At 76.7% G+C, this 16,055-nt stretch carries 17 protein-coding genes and 1 pseudogene; 10 read left to right on the top strand and 8 right to left on the bottom strand.

Translation table 11 applies throughout. The annotated features are described in order from the left end of the window. A pseudogene (locus tag ABEB16_RS08670) lies at positions 1 to 201 on the top strand (hypothetical protein); the annotation flags it as partial. Positions 202 to 246: 45 nt separating this feature from the next. Here the strand turns inward: ABEB16_RS08670 and ABEB16_RS08665 are convergent. After that, positions 247 to 1,170, bottom strand: a complete 924-nt coding sequence (locus ABEB16_RS08665) for a ribonuclease Z (RefSeq protein WP_345711859.1) — start codon at positions 1,168 to 1,170, stop codon at positions 247 to 249. A gap of 119 nt (positions 1,171 to 1,289) precedes the next feature. Here ABEB16_RS08665 and ABEB16_RS08660 point away from each other — a divergent pair, with 119 nt between their 5' ends. Beyond that, positions 1,290 to 2,249: an SPFH domain-containing protein gene (locus ABEB16_RS08660; RefSeq protein WP_345711858.1), complete on the top strand. Its 960-nt coding sequence runs from the start codon at positions 1,290 to 1,292 to the stop codon at positions 2,247 to 2,249. After that, positions 2,246 to 2,509 (top strand): type II toxin-antitoxin system antitoxin, encoded by a 264-nt coding sequence (locus ABEB16_RS08655; protein WP_345711857.1) that lies wholly within the window; start codon positions 2,246 to 2,248, stop codon positions 2,507 to 2,509. Before ABEB16_RS08660 ends, ABEB16_RS08655 begins: the two co-directional genes overlap by 4 nt. A gap of 86 nt (positions 2,510 to 2,595) precedes the next feature. Here ABEB16_RS08655 and ABEB16_RS08650 read toward each other — a convergent pair whose 3' ends face one another. Further along, positions 2,596 to 3,582 (bottom strand): NAD(P)-dependent alcohol dehydrogenase, encoded by a 987-nt coding sequence (locus ABEB16_RS08650; protein WP_345711856.1) that lies wholly within the window; start codon positions 3,580 to 3,582, stop codon positions 2,596 to 2,598. An 83-nt stretch (positions 3,583 to 3,665) separates the two neighbouring features. On the opposite strand from ABEB16_RS08650, the gene ABEB16_RS08645 reads away from it, so the two are divergent. From ABEB16_RS08645 to clpB, 5 genes are all read left to right on the top strand, one after another. After that, positions 3,666 to 4,325, top strand: coding sequence for a TetR/AcrR family transcriptional regulator C-terminal domain-containing protein (locus tag ABEB16_RS08645; RefSeq protein WP_345711855.1), 660 nt, complete (start codon positions 3,666 to 3,668; stop codon positions 4,323 to 4,325). Between the two features lie 59 nt (positions 4,326 to 4,384). Then, positions 4,385 to 5,209 (top strand): alpha/beta fold hydrolase, encoded by an 825-nt coding sequence (locus tag ABEB16_RS08640; RefSeq protein ID WP_345711854.1) that lies wholly within the window; start codon positions 4,385 to 4,387, stop codon positions 5,207 to 5,209. Between the two features lie 3 nt (positions 5,210 to 5,212). Further along, on the top strand, positions 5,213 to 6,019 hold the full coding sequence (locus ABEB16_RS08635) for an NAD(P)H-binding protein (protein ID WP_345711853.1): 807 nt from the start codon (positions 5,213 to 5,215) through the stop codon (positions 6,017 to 6,019). Positions 6,020 to 6,080: 61 nt separating this feature from the next. Then, positions 6,081 to 6,386, top strand: coding sequence for a hypothetical protein (locus ABEB16_RS08630; protein WP_345711852.1), 306 nt, complete (start codon positions 6,081 to 6,083; stop codon positions 6,384 to 6,386). 102 nt (positions 6,387 to 6,488) lie between these two features. After that, the gene (gene clpB / locus ABEB16_RS08625; RefSeq protein WP_345711851.1) at positions 6,489 to 9,146 is read left to right on the top strand and encodes an ATP-dependent chaperone ClpB; all 2,658 of its coding nucleotides are present in this window, start codon (positions 6,489 to 6,491) and stop codon (positions 9,144 to 9,146) included. Between the two features lie 54 nt (positions 9,147 to 9,200). Here clpB and ABEB16_RS08620 read toward each other — a convergent pair whose 3' ends face one another. From ABEB16_RS08620 to ABEB16_RS08605, 4 genes are all read right to left on the bottom strand, one after another. Beyond that, complete coding sequence (locus tag ABEB16_RS08620; protein ID WP_345711850.1) at positions 9,201 to 9,458, bottom strand: hypothetical protein; 258 nt, start codon at positions 9,456 to 9,458, stop codon at positions 9,201 to 9,203. A 189-nt stretch (positions 9,459 to 9,647) separates the two neighbouring features. Next, positions 9,648 to 10,430, bottom strand: coding sequence for an ABC transporter ATP-binding protein (locus ABEB16_RS08615; RefSeq protein WP_345711849.1), 783 nt, complete (start codon positions 10,428 to 10,430; stop codon positions 9,648 to 9,650). Beyond that, positions 10,423 to 11,484 carry a FecCD family ABC transporter permease gene (locus ABEB16_RS08610; protein ID WP_345711848.1) on the bottom strand — a complete coding sequence of 354 codons (1,062 nt, stop codon included), beginning with the start codon at positions 11,482 to 11,484 and terminating at the stop codon, positions 10,423 to 10,425. The genes ABEB16_RS08615 and ABEB16_RS08610 overlap by 8 nt, the downstream gene beginning before the upstream one ends. Further along, complete coding sequence (locus ABEB16_RS08605) at positions 11,481 to 12,509, bottom strand: FecCD family ABC transporter permease (protein ID WP_425560141.1); 1,029 nt, start codon at positions 12,507 to 12,509, stop codon at positions 11,481 to 11,483. Before ABEB16_RS08605 ends, ABEB16_RS08610 begins: the two co-directional genes overlap by 4 nt. Before the next feature lie 52 nt (positions 12,510 to 12,561). On the opposite strand from ABEB16_RS08605, the gene ABEB16_RS08600 reads away from it, so the two are divergent. Next, positions 12,562 to 13,536, top strand: a complete 975-nt coding sequence (locus tag ABEB16_RS08600; RefSeq protein WP_345711846.1) for an ABC transporter substrate-binding protein — start codon at positions 12,562 to 12,564, stop codon at positions 13,534 to 13,536. Next, positions 13,533 to 14,465, top strand: coding sequence for a siderophore-interacting protein (locus ABEB16_RS08595; RefSeq protein ID WP_345711845.1), 933 nt, complete (start codon positions 13,533 to 13,535; stop codon positions 14,463 to 14,465). The genes ABEB16_RS08600 and ABEB16_RS08595 overlap by 4 nt, the downstream gene beginning before the upstream one ends. Positions 14,466 to 14,516: 51 nt before the next feature. Here the strand turns inward: ABEB16_RS08595 and ABEB16_RS08590 are convergent, their stop codons facing one another. Both ABEB16_RS08590 and ABEB16_RS08585 read right to left on the bottom strand, forming a co-directional pair. Beyond that, positions 14,517 to 15,065 (bottom strand): hypothetical protein, encoded by a 549-nt coding sequence (locus ABEB16_RS08590; protein ID WP_345711844.1) that lies wholly within the window; start codon positions 15,063 to 15,065, stop codon positions 14,517 to 14,519. A 92-nt stretch (positions 15,066 to 15,157) separates the two neighbouring features. Next, a complete protein-coding gene (locus ABEB16_RS08585; RefSeq protein WP_345711843.1) occupies positions 15,158 to 15,964 on the bottom strand; it encodes an exodeoxyribonuclease III in 807 nt (268 codons plus the stop codon). Between the last annotated feature and the right edge of the window lie 91 nt (positions 15,965 to 16,055).

Here is a 16,055-nt window from a genome sequence, read left to right as displayed (position 1 = left end):
GTCGCCGCCGAGCACGCCGCGGCGGGGGAGTTCGAGCAGGCGCAGCGGGCCGGGCTGGCCTGGCGCGCCGCGCACGAGCGGGCGCAGCGGCTGCGCGCGGAGCAGGTGACGTGGCTGGAGTCGGAGGAGGACGCCTGGCGCCGCCGGCACCGCGCCGGGGTGGAGCGGCTGCGCGGCGAGCTCGGCGGCACGGACGGCTGACCCGGGCGCCCGCACGGGGGCCGGTGCTGCGCGGGGGGCTGCCCGTCAGCGCCGGGGGGGCACCTCGACGACGTCGAGGTCCGCGGCCACGACGACCTCGGTGCCGCCACCGGCGTCGGCCACCGCCAGCGTCGCCTCCGCCACGAACTCCCCGGGATCGGGGTAGCGCTGGGAGAAGTGCGTCAGCACCAGCCTGCGGACCCCCGCGTCGACCGCCGCGGTCGCCGCCTGGCGCGCCGTCATGTGCGCGTAGCGGTCGGCCAGGTCGGCGTCGCGGTCGAGGAAGGTGGACTCGCAGACCAGCATGTCCGCCCCCCGCGCCAGGTCCGCCACCGCCGCGGACATCCGGGTGTCCATCACGAAGGCGAACGACTGCCCGCGGCGGCGCTCGGAGACGTCCTCGGCGCGCACGCCGCGCAGCTCGCCGCCCTCGGCCAGCACCCGCACGTCCGGGCCGGAGATGCCGGCCGCCGCGAGCAGCTCCGGCACGAAGTGGCGCCCCGGTGGTTCGTCGAGGCGGTAGCCCAGCGCCGGGACCCGGTGGTCGAGGTAGCGGGCGCTGAGCCGGGCGCCGCCGACGACGGCGATCTCCTCGGCGGCGCCCTCGGGGGGGTCGCAGGTGACGACCTCCGCGTCGACGGCGGCGTCCGCGACCGCCACCAGCGCCCGCAGGTGCTCGCGGGCGGCGCGCGGGGCGTGGATCGGCACCCGGTGCTGCACCCCCTCCAGCGCCATCCGCGCCAGCACCCCGGGCAGGCCGAGGCAGTGGTCGTTGTGGGCGTGGGTGATGCAGATGCGCTTGACGCGGGTCACGGACACCCCGGCGTGGACGACCTGGCGCTGGGTGCCCTCGCCGGGGTCGAACAGGACGCTGTCCCCGTCCCAGCGGAGGAGGTAGCCGTTGTGGTTTCGCGTGCGGGTGGGTGCCTGGCTGGCGGTCCCGAGGACGACGAGCTCGCGGGCGGACACGCCCCGAGCATCGCAGCCGCCGACGACGGCGCCTCCCGGCGGGCCGCGCCCGCACCGGCCGGTGGACGCAGGAGCTAGCAAAGTGATATCACTTTGCTAGCCGATCGAGGAGGAGCGCCGTGAGCGTCGACCAGACCGCCGAGCCCACCGTCACCACCACCCCCGTCGGGCACGAGGGTGCCCGCGTCGACGTCGCCGAGGTGCGGGCCTGGTACCTGCACGGCGGCCGGGCCCTGCTCGCCGTCCTGCTGCCCCTGCTGCTCGGCCTCGGGCTCGCCGGGGGCGCCGTCGCCGCGGGGGTCTCCGGCGGCTTCGGGGCCGGATCGGTCGCCCTCCTCGTGCTCGGCGGCCTCGTCCTGCTGGCCGCGCTCGTCCTGCTCGGCGCCGTGGGCACCGTGCAGCCCGGCCAGACCCGCGTCGTGCAGTTCTTCGGCCGCTACGTCGGCACCATCCGCGAACCCGGCCTCGTGCTCGCCGTGCCGCTGTCCACCACCGCCGGCGTCTCCGTGCGGGTGCGCAACTTCGAGACCGCCAAGCTCAAGGTCAACGACGCCACCGGCTCCCCCGTGGAGGTCGCGGCCATCGTCGTCTGGCAGGTCGCCGACACCGCGAGGTCGGTGTTCGCGGTCGAGGACTACGTGCAGTTCGTCGAGACGCAGAGCGAGTCGGCGCTGCGCCACGTCGTCACCACCCACCCCTACGACGACTCCGGCGACGGCACCTCCCTGCGCGGCTCCACCGACGTCGTCGCCGACGAGCTCGCCCACGAGGTCGCCGCACGCGTCGCCGTCGCCGGCGTCGAGGTCGTCGAGGTCCGCATCACGCACCTGGCCTACGCCCCCGAGATCGCCCACGCGATGCTGCAGCGGCAGCAGGCCTCCGCCGTCGTCGCCGCCCGCACCGAGATCGTCTCCGGCGCCGTCGGCATGGTGGAGCTGGCCCTGCACCGGCTGGAGCAGCTCGACGTCGTCGAGCTCGACGAGGAGCGCAAGGCCGCGATGGTGAGCAACCTGCTCGTCGTCCTCTGCGGCGGCAGCCCCGCCGCGCCCGTCATCAACACCGGCACGCTCTACTCGTGAGCACCGCCGCCCCCGACGGGGAGGCGGGCGGGGGCGAGGGCGGCGGAGGCGGCGCGGAGGGCCGCTCCCGCGCCCGCAAGCAGCTCCCGCTGCGGCTGGACCCGGCCGTCCACGAGGCGATCGCGCGCTGGGCCGCCGACGACCTGCGCAGCGTCAACGCCCAGGTGGAGTGGGTGCTGCGCCGCGCGCTGGAGGAGGCGGGCCGGATGCCGCGCGGCGCCGGCGGCCTGCCGCGGCGGGGGCGGCCCCCGTCGACCTGACGCGGGCCGGGGGTGGGTGGGGACGTTCGGCGGGCAACGCGCCGCGTGTCGCGCGCGGGACGTCCCCATCCAGCCCGGGCGAGGCCTCAGCCCCGCAGCGTGACCACGACCTTGCCCCGGGCGTGGCCGGCCTCCAGGTGCCGGATCGCCTTGGCCGCCTCCGCCAGCGGGAACGTGCGGTCCAGCGCCGGGCGGAAGGCCCCCTCGTCCGCCAGCCGGGCCAGCTCGGCGAGGTCGGCGGCGTTCTCGGAGGCGACGAGCACGACGAGCCGCTGCCGCACGAACGGCGACAGCGCCGCCGCGCCGAGCTGGCGGTGCAGACCGCCGGTCAGCCGCCCGCCGCCCTCGCCGCCGACGACGACGAGCGTGCCGGCGGGGGTCAGGGCCCGCCGCAGCAGGGACACCGGCCGGTTGCCGGCGATGTCGAGGACGACGTCGTAGCGCGTGCCGGTGGCGTCGACGTCCTCGCGGGTGTGGTCGAGCACCTGCTCGGCCCCCAGGGAGCGCACGAGGTCGGCCTTCGTCGGCCCGCACACCCCCGTCACCGCCGCGCCGGACGAGCGCGCCAGCTGCACCGCGGACGTCCCCACCCCGCCGGAGGCGCCGATCACCAGGACGGCGCGGCCCTCGCCGTCACCCGGTGCCCGCAGGCCGCCGGCGCGCAGGGCCTGCAGCGCGGTGAGGCCGGAGACGGGCGCCGCGGCGGCCTCCTCGAACGACAGCGCGGCGGGTTTGCGGGCCAGCCGGCGCGCGGGGACCAGGCTGAACTCGGCCAGCGAGCCCTCGCCCGTGCCGAACACCTCCTCGCCCGGCGCGAACCCCGCCACGTCCTCGCCGACCGCCTCGACGACGCCCGCGAGGTCGCGGCCCGGGACGGGGCGGCGCAGCCCGCCGAACCCGACCGCCGGCCGCACCAGCAGCGGGGTGCCGGTCATGAGGTGCCAGGTGCCGCGGTCCACGGCCGCGGCGTGCACCCGGACGAGCACCTGGCCCCTCCCCGGCACCGGGACGGGCAGGTCGCGCTGCTCCCAGGTGTCCGCCGAGCCGTAACCGTGCTGCACGATCGCCCTCATGACGTCTCCCTTACGTTGTAAGCCGGCGGTCGACGGTAACCTTACGGCGTAAGAGCGAGCATCCGGCGAAAGGATGAGGACCCGTGCCTGCGAGGACCCGCGAACCGCTCACCCGCGAGCGCGTCGTGCGGGCCGCCGTCGAGATCGCCGACCGCGACGGGCTCGCACCGCTGTCCATGCGCTCCCTCGCCCGGCACGTCGGCGTGGAGGCCATGTCGCTGTACCACCACGTCGCGTCCAAGGACGACCTGCTCGACGGCATGGTCGACGCGGTCTTCGCCGAGATCCACTTGCCCCGGGCCGGGGAGGGCTGGGCCGGGCAGGTGCGGCTGCGCTCGACGTCCGGGCGCGAGGTCCTGCTGCGCCACCGCTGGGCCGTCGGGCTGATGGACTCCCGCACCTCGCCCGGCCCGGCGACGCTGCGCGCCCACGACGCCGTCCTCGGCTGCCTGCGCGCCGCGGGGTTCCCCGTCGAACTCGCCGCCCACGCCGTCGCCGCGCTCGACGCCCACCTGTACGGCTACCTCGTGCAGGAGGTCTCGCTGCCCTTCCGCGACGGGCCCGGGGCCGGCGAGGTCGCCGAGCGCATCGCCGAGGGCCTGGACCCGGCGGAGTTCCCGCACCTGGTGGAGATCGCCCGCGAGCACGTGACCCGGCCCGGCTACGACTTCCGCGACGAGTTCGGCTGGGGGCTGGACCTGCTGCTGGAGGGGCTGGCGCGGCGGCTGGCGGCGGTGCGATGAGTTCGCCCCGCCCCGGCGGTCGGAGCCGCTGACCGCCCCGACCAGCGCCTGGAGGACCGATGACCACCACCGCCGTCCCCGTCACCACCGGCAGGCTGCGCGTGCCCGACGCGGAGCTGCACTACGAGGTCCGCGGCAGCGGCCCGCTCGTCGTGCTCGTCGCCGCGCCCATGGACGCCGGTGCCTTCACGCCGCTGGCCGACCTGCTCGCCGCCGACCACGCCGTCCTCACCACCGACCCGCGCGGCATCGGCCGCAGCCGGCTCGACGACCCGGCGCAGGACTCCACGCCGCAGCTGCGCGCCGACGACATCGCCCGGCTCGTGGCGCACGTGGGCGCCGGGCCGGCCGCGGTGCTCGGCTCCAGCGGCGGCGCCGTCAGCGTGCTGGCCCTGGCGCAGGCCGCCCCGCCCCTCGTGCACACCGTGATCGCGCACGAGCCCCCGCTGTACGAGGTCCTCGACGACCGCGACGCGCTGCACGCCGGCGCCGAGCGGATGATCGGCACCTACCTGGCCGGCGACCGGCTGGGCGCGTGGCGGCAGTTCCTGGACCTGGCGGACATCGTCATGCCCGAGGAGGCGGTGCAGGCGATGTTCGGCGGCGAGCCGTCCCCGCAGCAGGCCGCGGACGAGCGGTACCAGTTCGAGCACATGGTCCGGGGCACCTGCTACTGGCGGCCCGACGTGGCGGCGCTGCGGGACGGGCCGGTGCGCGTCGTGCTCGGGATCGGGGAGGACTCCGGCGGGGAGCTGTGCGACCGGGCGTCGCGGGCGCTCGCCGCCCGGCTCGGGGTGGAGCCCGCGATGTTCCCCGGCAGCCACGTCGGTTTCCTGGAGGACCCGGCCGCGTTCGCCGACCGGCTGCGCGCCGTGCTGGGCTGAGGGGTGAGCGTCCTCGTCACCGGCGCCACGGGGAGCGTCGGTCGCCTCGTCGTCGACGAACTCCTCGCCCGCGGCGCGACGGACGTGCGCGCTCTCACCGTGGACCCCGCCCGCGCCGCCCTGCCCGCCGGGGTGGAGGTCGTGCGCGGCTCGATGCGCCGGCCGGACGCCCTGCGGGCGGCGCTGGCGGGTGTGGAGCGGGTGTACCTCGCGCCGGACCCGGCCACCGCGGCGGAGGTCTGCGCCGCCGCGCGCGAGGCGGGGGTGCGGCACGTCGTCGACCTGTCCGGCGAACCGGAGAGCTGGTGGGGTGACGTCACGCGCGCGGTGGAGGCGTCCGGCCTGCCGTGGACGCACCTGTGGCCCGGCGACTTCATGGAGAACCTGCTGGCGTGGGCGCCGCAGGTCCGCGCCACCGGCGCCGTGCGCGAGCCGTGGCCGGAGGCGGCCAGCGCGCCGATCGCGATGGCCGACGTCGCCGCCGTGGCCGCCGAGGCCCTGCTGGGGGAGGGCCACGAGGGGCGGGCGCTGGGTCTCGCGGGGCCGCAGGTGCTGACCCGCGCGGAGATGGCCCGCGCGATCGGCGAGGCGCTCGGGCGGGAGGTGCGCTTCGTGCGGGTGGACCGCGACGAGGCGGTCGCGGCGCTCGAACCGGCGATGGGGGAGGGCGCGGCCTGGTACGTCGACACCGCCGTCGGCGGGTACGCGGACACCCCGGGCGCGGCGAACCGGCTCGTCGAGGAGCTCACCGGCCGGCCGGCCACGACGTTCGCGCGGTGGGCGCGCCGCAACGCCGACGCCTTCCGCTGAGCACCGCCGCGGTGACCCGCGCCCGCCGGGCCGTCGCGGCGCCCCGCGTACGGTGGCGGGCATGGCGATCCCCACCTCCCTCATCACGGCCGGCTCCCTCGTCGGCGGCTGGCAGACGGCGCGGCGGACGGGGGTGCGCCCCCTGGGCGGGGTGGTCCTCGCCGCCGGCGGCGTCCTGGCCGGTCGGCGCTGGGCGCGCACCACGAGCCCGGCGGTGACGGCGGGGCTGCTGGGCACCTACCTCGGCGCGTTCGGCCTCTCCCACCCGCTGGCCGGGCGCATCGGTGCGTGGCCGTCGGTGCTGGTGGTCGCGGCGCTCACCGCGGGGGCGTCGCACGTGCTGGCGGACCGGCGCGCGGAGGGCTGAGGCGGGCGGACCGCCCGTCACCCGGCGCCAGGTTGAGCGGAACAAACTCAACTCTCGTACCGTTGGACCGGACGTCATCCCAGCCCACCGTGGAGGTAGTTCGTGGACCTCAAGCTCACCACCCGCGCCCAGGAGGCCCTGGCCGACGCCGTCAGCCGCGCGACCACCGGCGGCCACGCGCAGGTCGAGCCCCTGCACGTCCTCGCCGCCCTGCTCGAGCAGGAGGGCGGCGTCGCCGGCGTGCTGCTGGACAAGCTCGGCGCCGACCGCCGCGCCGTCGCCACCCGCGTCTCCGGCGCCCTCGCGTCGCTGCCCAGCGCGTCCGGTTCCTCCGTCGCCCAGCCGCAGCTCTCCCGCCCCGCCCTGCAGCTCATGCAGGACGCCGGGGACGAGGCGCGCGGCCTCGACGACGCCTACGTCTCCACCGAGCACCTGCTGCTGGCCAGCGCCGCCAGCCGGTCCGCAGCCGGGGAGGCCCTGCGCGCCGTCGGCGCCACCCGCGACGCCCTGCTCGACGCCCTGCCGTCCGTGCGCGGCGGCCAGAAGGTCACCTCCCCCGACCCCGAGGGCACCTACCAGGCGCTGGAGAAGTACGGCGTCGACCTCACCGAGCAGGCCCGCTCCGGCCGCCTCGACCCCGTCATCGGCCGCGACGCCGAGATCCGCCGCGTCGTGCAGGTGCTGAGCCGGCGCACCAAGAACAACCCCGTCCTCATCGGCGAGCCCGGCGTCGGCAAGACCGCCGTCGTCGAGGGCCTCGCGCAGCGCATCGTCGCCGGCGACGTCCCGGAATCGCTGCGGGACAAGCGCCTCATCGCCCTGGACCTGTCCGCCATGGTCGCCGGCGCGAAGTACCGCGGTGAGTTCGAGGAACGCCTCAAGGCCGTGCTCGCGGAGATCCGGCGCAGCGAGGGGCAGGTCGTCACCTTCATCGACGAGCTGCACACCGTCGTCGGCGCCGGTGCCGCCGAGGGCTCCATGGACGCCGGCAACATGCTCAAGCCCATGCTGGCCCGCGGCCAGCTCCGCCTCGTCGGCGCCACCACCCTCGACGAGTACCGCGAGCGCGTCGAGAAGGACCCCGCGCTGGAGCGCCGCTTCCAGCAGGTGTTCGTCGGCGAGCCGTCCGTGCCCGACACCATCGCCATCCTGCGCGGCCTCAAGGAGCGCTACGAGGCGCACCACAAGGTCGCCATCGCCGACTCCGCGCTCGTGGCCGCCGCCGCGCTGTCCGACCGGTACATCACCGGCCGCCAGCTGCCCGACAAGGCCATCGACCTCGTCGACGAGGCCGCCTCCCGGCTGCGCATGGAGATCGACTCCTCGCCCATCGAGATCGACGAGCTGCGCCGCGCCGTGGACCGGCTCCTCATGGAGGAGCTGGCCCTGGCCAAGGAGGACGACGACGCCTCCCGCGACCGGCTGGAGGCGCTGCGCGCCACCCTCGCCGACCGGCAGGAGCAGCTCGCCGTCCTCACCGCCCGCTGGGAGCAGGAGAAGGCCGGCCTCAACCGCGTCGGCGAGCTCAAGCAGCAGATCGACGAGCTGCGCTCGCAGGCCGAGCGGCTGCAGCGCGAGGGCGACCTGGCGCGCGCCAGCGAGATCCTCTACGGCCGCATCCCCCGCCTGGAGGCCGACCTCACCGCCGCGCAGGCCGCGGAGTCCTCCGGGGCGCCCCTGGGCCTGCACAAGCCGATGGTCGCCGACGAGGTCGGGCCCGACGACGTCGCCGAGGTCGTGGCCGGCTGGACCGGCATCCCCGCCGGCCGGCTGCTGGAGGGCGAGACGGAGAAGCTGCTGCGGATGGAGGAGCACCTCGGGGCGCGCCTCATCGGGCAGGCCCGCGCCGTGGGCGCCGTCTCCGACGCGGTGCGCCGCTCCCGCGCCGGCGTCGGCGACCCCGACCGCCCCACCGGTTCCTTCCTGTTCCTCGGCCCCACCGGCGTCGGCAAGACCGAGCTGGCCAAGTCCCTGGCGGACTTCCTCTTCGACGACGAGCGCGCCATGGTCCGCATCGACATGAGCGAGTACTCCGAGAAGCACGCCGTCGCCCGGCTCGTCGGCGCGCCCCCCGGCTACGTCGGCTACGAGGAGGGCGGCCAGCTCACCGAGGCCGTCCGGCGCCGGCCGTACTCGGTGGTGCTGCTCGACGAGGTCGAGAAGGCCCACCCGGAGGTGTTCGACGTCCTGCTGCAGGTCCTCGACGACGGCCGGCTCACCGACGGGCAGGGCCGCACCGTGGACTTCCGCAACGCGATCCTCGTGCTGACCTCCAACCTCGGCTCGCAGTTCCTCGTCGAACCCGGCCTCGGCGAGGAGCACAAGCGCGAGGCGGTGATGGCGGCGGTGCGGGCGGCGTTCAAGCCGGAGTTCCTCAACCGCCTCGACGACGTCGTGGTGTTCGACCCGCTGTCCACCACCGAGCTGTCCCGGATCGTGGAGCTGCAGGTGGAGCGCCTCGCCAGGCGCCTCGCCGACCGGCGCCTGGCGCTGCGGGTCACCGACGCCGCGAAGGACTGGCTGGCGCTGTCCGGCTACGACCCCGCCTACGGCGCCCGGCCGCTGCGCCGCCTCGTGCAGCGCGAGATCGGCGACCGCCTCGCCCGGGCGATCCTGTCCGGGGAGGTCCGCGACGGCGACACCGTCGAGGTCGACGTGCAGCCGGCCGCGCTCACCGCGGGCATCGACCTGACCAAGGACGTCGGCGCGCCCGCGCAGGGCCTCGTCGTGCGGCGGGTGGAGCAGCCCGTCACCGTCTGACGGTGCACGGCACGAGGGGCGGGCACCGGCCGGTGCCCGCCCCTCGCCGCCGCGTCAGCCGACCTCGTGCGCCCACTCGGCGGCCCACCCGTCCGCCGCCCCGCTGGCCAGGGCGTCGCGCAGGTCCAGCAGCGCGGTGAGCCGCTCCGCGCCGAGCCCGGCGAGCGCGACGATCGTCGCCGCCCTGATCGCGTCGTCGTCCAGGTCGCCGCGGACGAGCCGGTGCAGGTCCGGTAGCCGGGTCGCCGTGCGCGGGTGCCCGCGCCGGCGCTCGACGCGGTCCCAGAGCTGGTGGGTGGGAGGGGTGGGCATGCGTGCCTCGCTCGTCGTGCTCGTCAGCGTCGCGGGGCGCGCTCCCCTCCGGAGGGCACCGGGGCGAGCAGCAGGGTCGGACCGCCCCGCCTCCGGTACAACAGCGCGCAGGCGCACCCGCTGGCCCGCACGGGGTGTCGCGTGCACCACACCCCACCGCCGCACGCGCCGCGGACCCGCGGGGCGCTCTCAGGCGTGACCCGTCGGCACCACCGTCGGCAGCGCGTCGAAGGGGTCGGGGAAGACGCGCGCGCTCAGGCCGAAGACCTCCGCCAGCATCTCCTCCCGCAGGACGTCCGCGGGGGCGCCCTGCGCGTGGACCCGCCCGGCCCGCATCACCACGACGTGGTCGGAGTAGCGGGCCGCCAGGCCGAGGTCGTGCAGCACGACCACCACCGTCTTGCCGGCGCTGCGCAGGCCGACGACGAGGTCGAGGACGTCGACGGCGTGGGCCAGGTCCAGGTGGGTGGTCGGCTCGTCGAGCAGCAGGACGCCCGTCTGCTGCGCCAGCGCCATCGCGATCCACGCCCGCTGCCGCTGCCCGCCGGACAGCTCCTCCAGCGGCCGCTCCCGCAGGTCCGCCACCCCCGTCGCCGCCATCGCCTCCTGGGCGATCCGCGCGTCCTCCGCCGACCACGGCCGGTACCAGGGTCGGTGCGGCTGGCGGCCGCGCTCGGCGAGGTCCCCCACCGTCATGCCCTCGGGCGCGACCGGCGACTGCGGCAGCACCGCCAGCCGGCGCGCCAGCTGCCGCGGCCGCACCGACGCCAGCGCCTCGCCCTCCAGCTCCACGTGGCCGGACGTCGGCGTCAGCAGCCGGGCCAGCACGCGCAGCAGCGTCGACTTCCCGCAGCCGTTGGGCCCGACGATCGTCGTGATCCGGCCCCGCGGCACGTCGAGGTCCACCTCGTGCAGCACGCGTCGGCCGCCGTAGCCGGCGCTGACCCGCCGGGCGCGCAGGGGGTCAGGCACGGGTCCTCCCGAGTGAGCGGATCATGAGGGACAGCAGGTAGGGGGCGCCGATCACCGACGTGATGATCCCCACGGGCAGCGCCGCCGGCAGCCACTGCGCGACGGTGTCGGCGACCAGGACGAGCAGGGCGCCGAGCGCCGCACCGGCCAGCGGTGGCGGCCCCGCGGTGCGGAACAACCGCATCGCCGCCTGCGGGGCCACGAACGCCACGAAACCGACCGGCCCGGCCACCGCCGTGGCGACCGAGGCAAGCGCCACCGTGAGCACGAGCGCCTGCAGCTCCGTGCGCGCCGGGCGCGTCCCCAGCGACAGGGCCACCTCCCGGCCCAGCCGCAGCGCCCCGAGCCGGTCGGCGAGGACCGCGCACAGCAGCGCGGCGGGCACCGCGACGACCGCCAGCGGCACGAGCGCGGCGGCGCGCACCCCGTCCAGGGAGCCGGTCATCCACCGGGTGGCGACCGCCGCGTCCTCCAGCTCGGCGCGGGTGAGCAGCCACGCGACCGCCGCCAGCGCCAGGGCGTTGACGCCGATGCCGACGAGCACCAGCCGGTAGCCGTCGAAGCCGCCGCGCCAGCTCAGCACCAGCACCAGGGCCGTGGCCGCGACACCGCCGGCGAGCGCGGCCACCCCCAGCAGCGCGGAGCCGCCGACGCCCGCGGCCGCCCCGGCACCCAGCGGGGTGACGGTGACGAGCACGGCGGCGGCGCTGGCCCCCGCGGTGACGCCGAGGACGTCCGGGCTGGCGATGGGGTTGCGGGTGATCGTCTGGCTGAGCGCGCCGCTGCAGCCCAGCGCCGCGCCGACCAGCACCGCCGCCAGCGCGCGCGTCAGCCGCCGGTCCACGACGAGCGCCTCGATGCGGCTGCCCTCCCCCGCCAGCGCCGCCAGCTCGCGCTCCGGCGCCAGCGCCAGCACCGCGATGAGCAGCGCGGTGACCACCACGGCCACGACGGCGGCCAGGACGGCCGCGGTGGCCGCGGCGGCGCGGCGGCGCACCCGCAGGCCCACCGGCCCGATGCGCAGGCCCGTGCCGGTGCTCGTGCCGGTGCTCACAGCGCCACCAGCCGCCGCCTGCGGGTGATGGCGAGCAGCACGGGAGCCCCCAGGGCCGCCATGACGATGCCCGCCTGCAGCTCACCCGGCGGCGCGGCCACCCGCCCCGCGGTGTCCGCCAGCAGCAGCAGGGACGCGCCCAGCAGCACCGAGGCCGGCACGATCCAGCGGTAGTCGTGACCCGTGAGGCGGCGCGCGACGTGCGGGGCGACGAGGCCCACGAAGCCGATCGGGCCGCAGACCGCCGTCGCCGTGCCCGCCAGCAGCGTGATCGCCGCGATGCCCACCACCCGCGCCCGCAGCACCCCGGTGCCCAGCGAGCGCGCCACGTCCGCCCCCAGGCCCAGCGTGCTCACGGCGCGGGCGTTGGCCAGCGCCAGGACGAGCCCGGCCAGCGCCAGCGGCCCGACGAGCCAGACCAGGGAGTCGTCGCGCCCGGCGACCGACCCCACCGCCCAGAACCGCATCACGTCGAGGGTCTGCCGGTCCAGCAGCGCGAAGCTCGACGTCAGGGCGGTGAGCAGCGCGGCGAGGGTGGTCGCGAGCACGGCCAGCACGACGAGGGCACCGGCCCGCAGCGAGCCGAGGCCGAGGACGAACAGCGCGGTCGTCGCCGCGCCCGCGCCGGCGAGGGCGGCCAGCACGACCACGGCCGGTGACTGCGCGCCGAGGACGAACACGACGAGCGCCACGCCGAAGCCGGCCCCGGCGTTGACCCCGAACAGGCCCGGGTCGGCGAGCGGGTTGCGGGTGTGGCCCTGCATGAGGGCACCGGCGCCGCCGAGCGCGGCACCGGCGGCCAGGCCCACGAGGGTGCGGGGGAGGCGCTGGCTCGTGACGACCGTCGCGTCGTCGGAGTCCACCTCGCGCAGCAGCGCGCCGAGCACGTCACCGACGGGGATGGACCGGCTGCCCACGACGAGGCTGAGGAGCGCGGCGGCCACCAGCAGCGCCGCCAGCCCGGCGAGCAGCGCGGCCCTGGCCGGCGCCCGGCGGGGTTCCGGGGGGAGGAGCACGGCGCGCATCCTAGGTTAAGTTAGCCTGCCCTCACCTCCCCCTCCCTCGAGAGTTGGTCCCATGGCACTCGCACGCCCCCTGGCCGCCGCAGGCACCGCCGCCCTCCTCGCCGTGCTCACCGCGTGCGGCGGGGACGCCGCCGCGCCGGCCGCCACCGCCGAACCCGCCACCCCGGCGACCCGCACCGTGCAGTCCACCTTCACCGGCGAGCCCGTGGAGATCCCCGCCGAGCCCCAGCGCGTGCTGGCCCTGTGGCGCACCGGCACCGAGCTCGCCGACCTCGGCGTCGTGCCCGTCGGCGCCCTGGACGGGGAGTTCGCCGAGGGCGAGCTGGCCGCCGACGTCTACGCGCAGGTCGACGACGTCCCCGTCGTCGGCACCTTCGAGGGCGTCGACATCGAGAAGGTCATCGAGGCCGACCCCGACCTCATCGTCGGCATGGACAACGGCAAGCTCACCATCGACTACGCCGAGCTGTCCGAGGTGGCGCCCACCGTCATCCTCAAGGTCGCCGAGCCCACCGACGTGTGGAGGAACTACCCCACGGTCGCCGACCTGGTCGGCAGGTCCACCGACTTCGCCGAGCGCGACGCCGCCGTCACCGCCGACCTGGAGGCGATCGCCGCCGAGCACGGCGACGTCCTCGGCGGCCTGGAGGCCACCGCCATCGGTTCCTCGCAGGACAGCATCTGGGTCAGCACCTCCAAGTCGCTGTCGTACCAGCGCATCGACGCCGCCGGCTTCGGCTACAACCCCACCTACGCCACCGACCCCGAGCGCTACGTCACCGAGCTGGCCGCGGAGAACCTGCCCGACCTCGCGGACCAGGACGTGATCTTCTACGACGTCCAGCTCGACGGGTCCGTCACGCCCGAGGTGCAGGCCGTGCTGGACTCCGAGTCGTTCAAGCGGCTGCCCGCCGTGCAGGCCGGGCACGCCTTCCCGCTGACCTCGGGCACCATCTACACGTTCGAGGGGGCGCAGCAGCAGGTCGAGGACCTGCGCGCCGCGGCCGAGGCCCTGGCCGGCGCGTGAGCACGCCCGCCAGCGCCCCCGCCGGCGCCCCCGCCGGGGTCGCGCCGCAGGCCACCTGGGCCCGGTGGGACATCACGATCCGCGAGCTGGTCCTGCTGCGCCGCGAGCACGTGACACCCCGGATGCTGCGCCTCACCCTCGGCGGCCCCGGCATCGCGGGCTTCGAGTCCCACCTGCCCGACGAGCACTGCAAGTGGGTCTTCCCCGACCCCGGCACCGGCGTCACCCGCGCGCCCGAGCAGGACGGGGACCACCTGCGCTGGCCGACGCCCTTCCCGCCGACGCGCGAGTACACGGTGCGCCGCTACGACGCCGCCGCCGGCGAGGTCGACTTCGACGTCGTGCTCCACGACGGCGGGGTGGCCGCCACCTGGGCGCGCACCGCCGGGATCGGCAGCACCCTGTGGGTGGCCGGGCCGCGCCCGAGCCGCGTGGTGCCGCCGGAGTTCGGTTTCCACGTGCTGCTGGGCGACGAGACGGCGCTGCCGGCGATCGGCCGCTGGCTGGAGGAGGTGCCCGCGGGGGTGCGCGGCGTGGCGGCCGTCGAGGTCGCCGACGCCGGCGAGGAGCAGGACCTGCGGGTGCCCGAGGGCTGGACGCTGACGTGGCTGCACCGCGACGGCGCCCCGGCGGGATCGCTGGACCTGCTCGGCGAGTTCGCCGAGGGCGTCGCGCTGCCGCAGGACACCTGGACCTACGTGTTCGCCGCCGGGGAGGCCGGCTGCCTCAAGCGGGTGCGGCGCTGGGCCCGGGCGCAGGGCGTCGGCCGCGGGCAGAGCGACATCGCCGGGTACTGGAAGCGCGGCCGGAGCAACGCCGTCGACGACGTCCTCGCCGACCCCGAGCACGACGAGGACCGCGACACCGAGCACGGCCACGAGCACGGCCACGAGCACGACCACGAGCACGGGGGCCGCCCCCGGGGTTAGGCCGCCGCGGCGGACCCGGGTGCGCGCCCGGGTCCGTGCCCGGCTCCGCGCTCAGGTGCGGACGTGCTGGCCCGGCACGAGCCGCAGGTCCACGGACGCGGGCAGCCGCGTCCGGGACCGCCGCCACGCACCCAGCAGCGACTCCACGGAGTCGTCGTCGGTGCAGGCGAACAGCCCCCGCCCGAACACGCGGGCCGCGGCGCCGCTCTCGCCGTGCCAGGCGAAGGCCTCGCCGAGGAAGACGTGCACCTCCACGTCCCCGGTGCGGCGGGTGAGCACCTCCTGCGCCAGCGCCCACGCCTCCTCCGCGCGGCCGCAGCCCAGCAGCGCCGACACGACGTAGCAGCGGGTGTCCGGCGGCACGTGCTCGCCGGTGGCCACGGCCCGCTCGGCGAGCCGCAGCGCGCCGAGCGCGTCACCGGCGTAGACGCGGTGCTCGCTGGCGGCCACCAGGAGGCGGCCGGGGGAGACCGTGTCACCGGGCTGGGGGGAGGTGGCCCAGGTCTCGAGCAGGTCCGCGAGGGCGCCCTGCGCACGGGAGTCCAAGGACGCCGCCACCTCGGCGTCCTCGACGTCACGACTGGTCACGGGGGAGCGCACGCTCGGGACAGTAGTGAGGACGTCTCGGCACGGTCCTGTCATGCCGCCCGTTCGGCGCAGCGGACCCCCGGCCACCGCCCGGCCGGACGTGCTCAGGCGGGTGGCTGCGCCGCGAGCTCGACCACCACCGGGGCGTGGTCCGAGGCGCCCTTGCCCTTGCGCTCCTCGCGGTCGATGGTGGCGCCGCTCACCCGGGCCGCCAGCGCCGGCGAGCCCAGCACGAAGTCGATCCGCATGCCCTGCCGCTTGGGGAAGCGCAGCTGCTGGTAGTCCCAGTACGTGTAGACCCCCGGGCCCGGCGCGTGCGGGCGCACGACGTCGGTGAAACCCGCCGCGTCCAGCGCCCCGAACGCCGCCCGCTCCGGCTCGGAGACGTGCGTGAGGCCCTCGAAGAACGTCCGGTCCCACACGTCGTCGTCGGTGGGGGCGATGTTGAAGTCCCCGCACAGCGCCACCTGCGCCGCCGGGTCGGCCGCCAGCCACCCGGCGCCGGCGGCGCGCAGCGACTCCAGCCAGGCCAGCTTGTAGGGGTAGTGCGGGTCCTGCAGCCCGCGGCCGTTGGGCACGTACAGGCTCCAGACGTCCACCCCGCCGCAGCGCGCCCCGATCGCGCGGGCCTCCACCACCGGCGGGTCCCCGAACTCCGGCACGTCCGGCGCGAAGGCCGTGCGCACGTCCGCCAGCCCGACCCGCGACAGCAGCGCCACCCCGTTCCACTGCGACAGGCCGTGGTGGGCGACGGCGTAGCCGATGTCCTCGAACGCCTGCGCGGGGAACTGCGCGTCCTTGCACTTGGTCTCCTGCAGCGCCACCACGTCCACGTCGCTGCGCTGCACCCACGCCAGCACGCGGTCCAGGCGGGCGCGGACGGAGTTCACGTTCCAGGTGGCCAGGCGCACGGCGGCGAGGCTACCCGCGCGCTGCGACACGGCCAGCGGATCGCGGCGGCGGCCGGGCGCGCGGCGGCACTCACGCCGTCCACGTGGCCGG

The organism is Kineococcus glutinatus, from assembly GCF_039542765.1.
In the GTDB taxonomy this organism is placed as follows: domain Bacteria; phylum Actinomycetota; class Actinomycetes; order Actinomycetales; family Kineococcaceae; genus Kineococcus_A; species Kineococcus_A glutinatus.
The sequence above is the reverse complement of the archived record's forward strand: the minus strand, read 5'-3'. Positions and strand labels throughout refer to the sequence as shown.

Bases quoted from the DNA above. Each gene is read 5' to 3' on its own strand.
- ABEB16_RS08620 (WP_345711850.1), bottom strand. From the start codon at position 9,458: ATGCCCACCCCTCCCACCCACCAGCTCTGGGACCGCGTCGAGCGCCGG.
- ABEB16_RS08600 (WP_345711846.1), top strand. From the start codon at position 12,562: ATGGCACTCGCACGCCCCCTGGCCGCCGCAGGCACCGCCGCCCTCCTC.
- ABEB16_RS08630 (WP_345711852.1), top strand. From the start codon at position 6,081: ATGGCGATCCCCACCTCCCTCATCACGGCCGGCTCCCTCGTCGGCGGC.
- ABEB16_RS08605 (WP_425560141.1), bottom strand. From the start codon at position 12,509: ATGCGCGCCGTGCTCCTCCCCCCGGAACCCCGCCGGGCGCCGGCCAGG.
- ABEB16_RS08640 (WP_345711854.1), top strand. From the start codon at position 4,385: ATGACCACCACCGCCGTCCCCGTCACCACCGGCAGGCTGCGCGTGCCC.
- ABEB16_RS08650 (WP_345711856.1), bottom strand. From the start codon at position 3,582: ATGAGGGCGATCGTGCAGCACGGTTACGGCTCGGCGGACACCTGGGAG.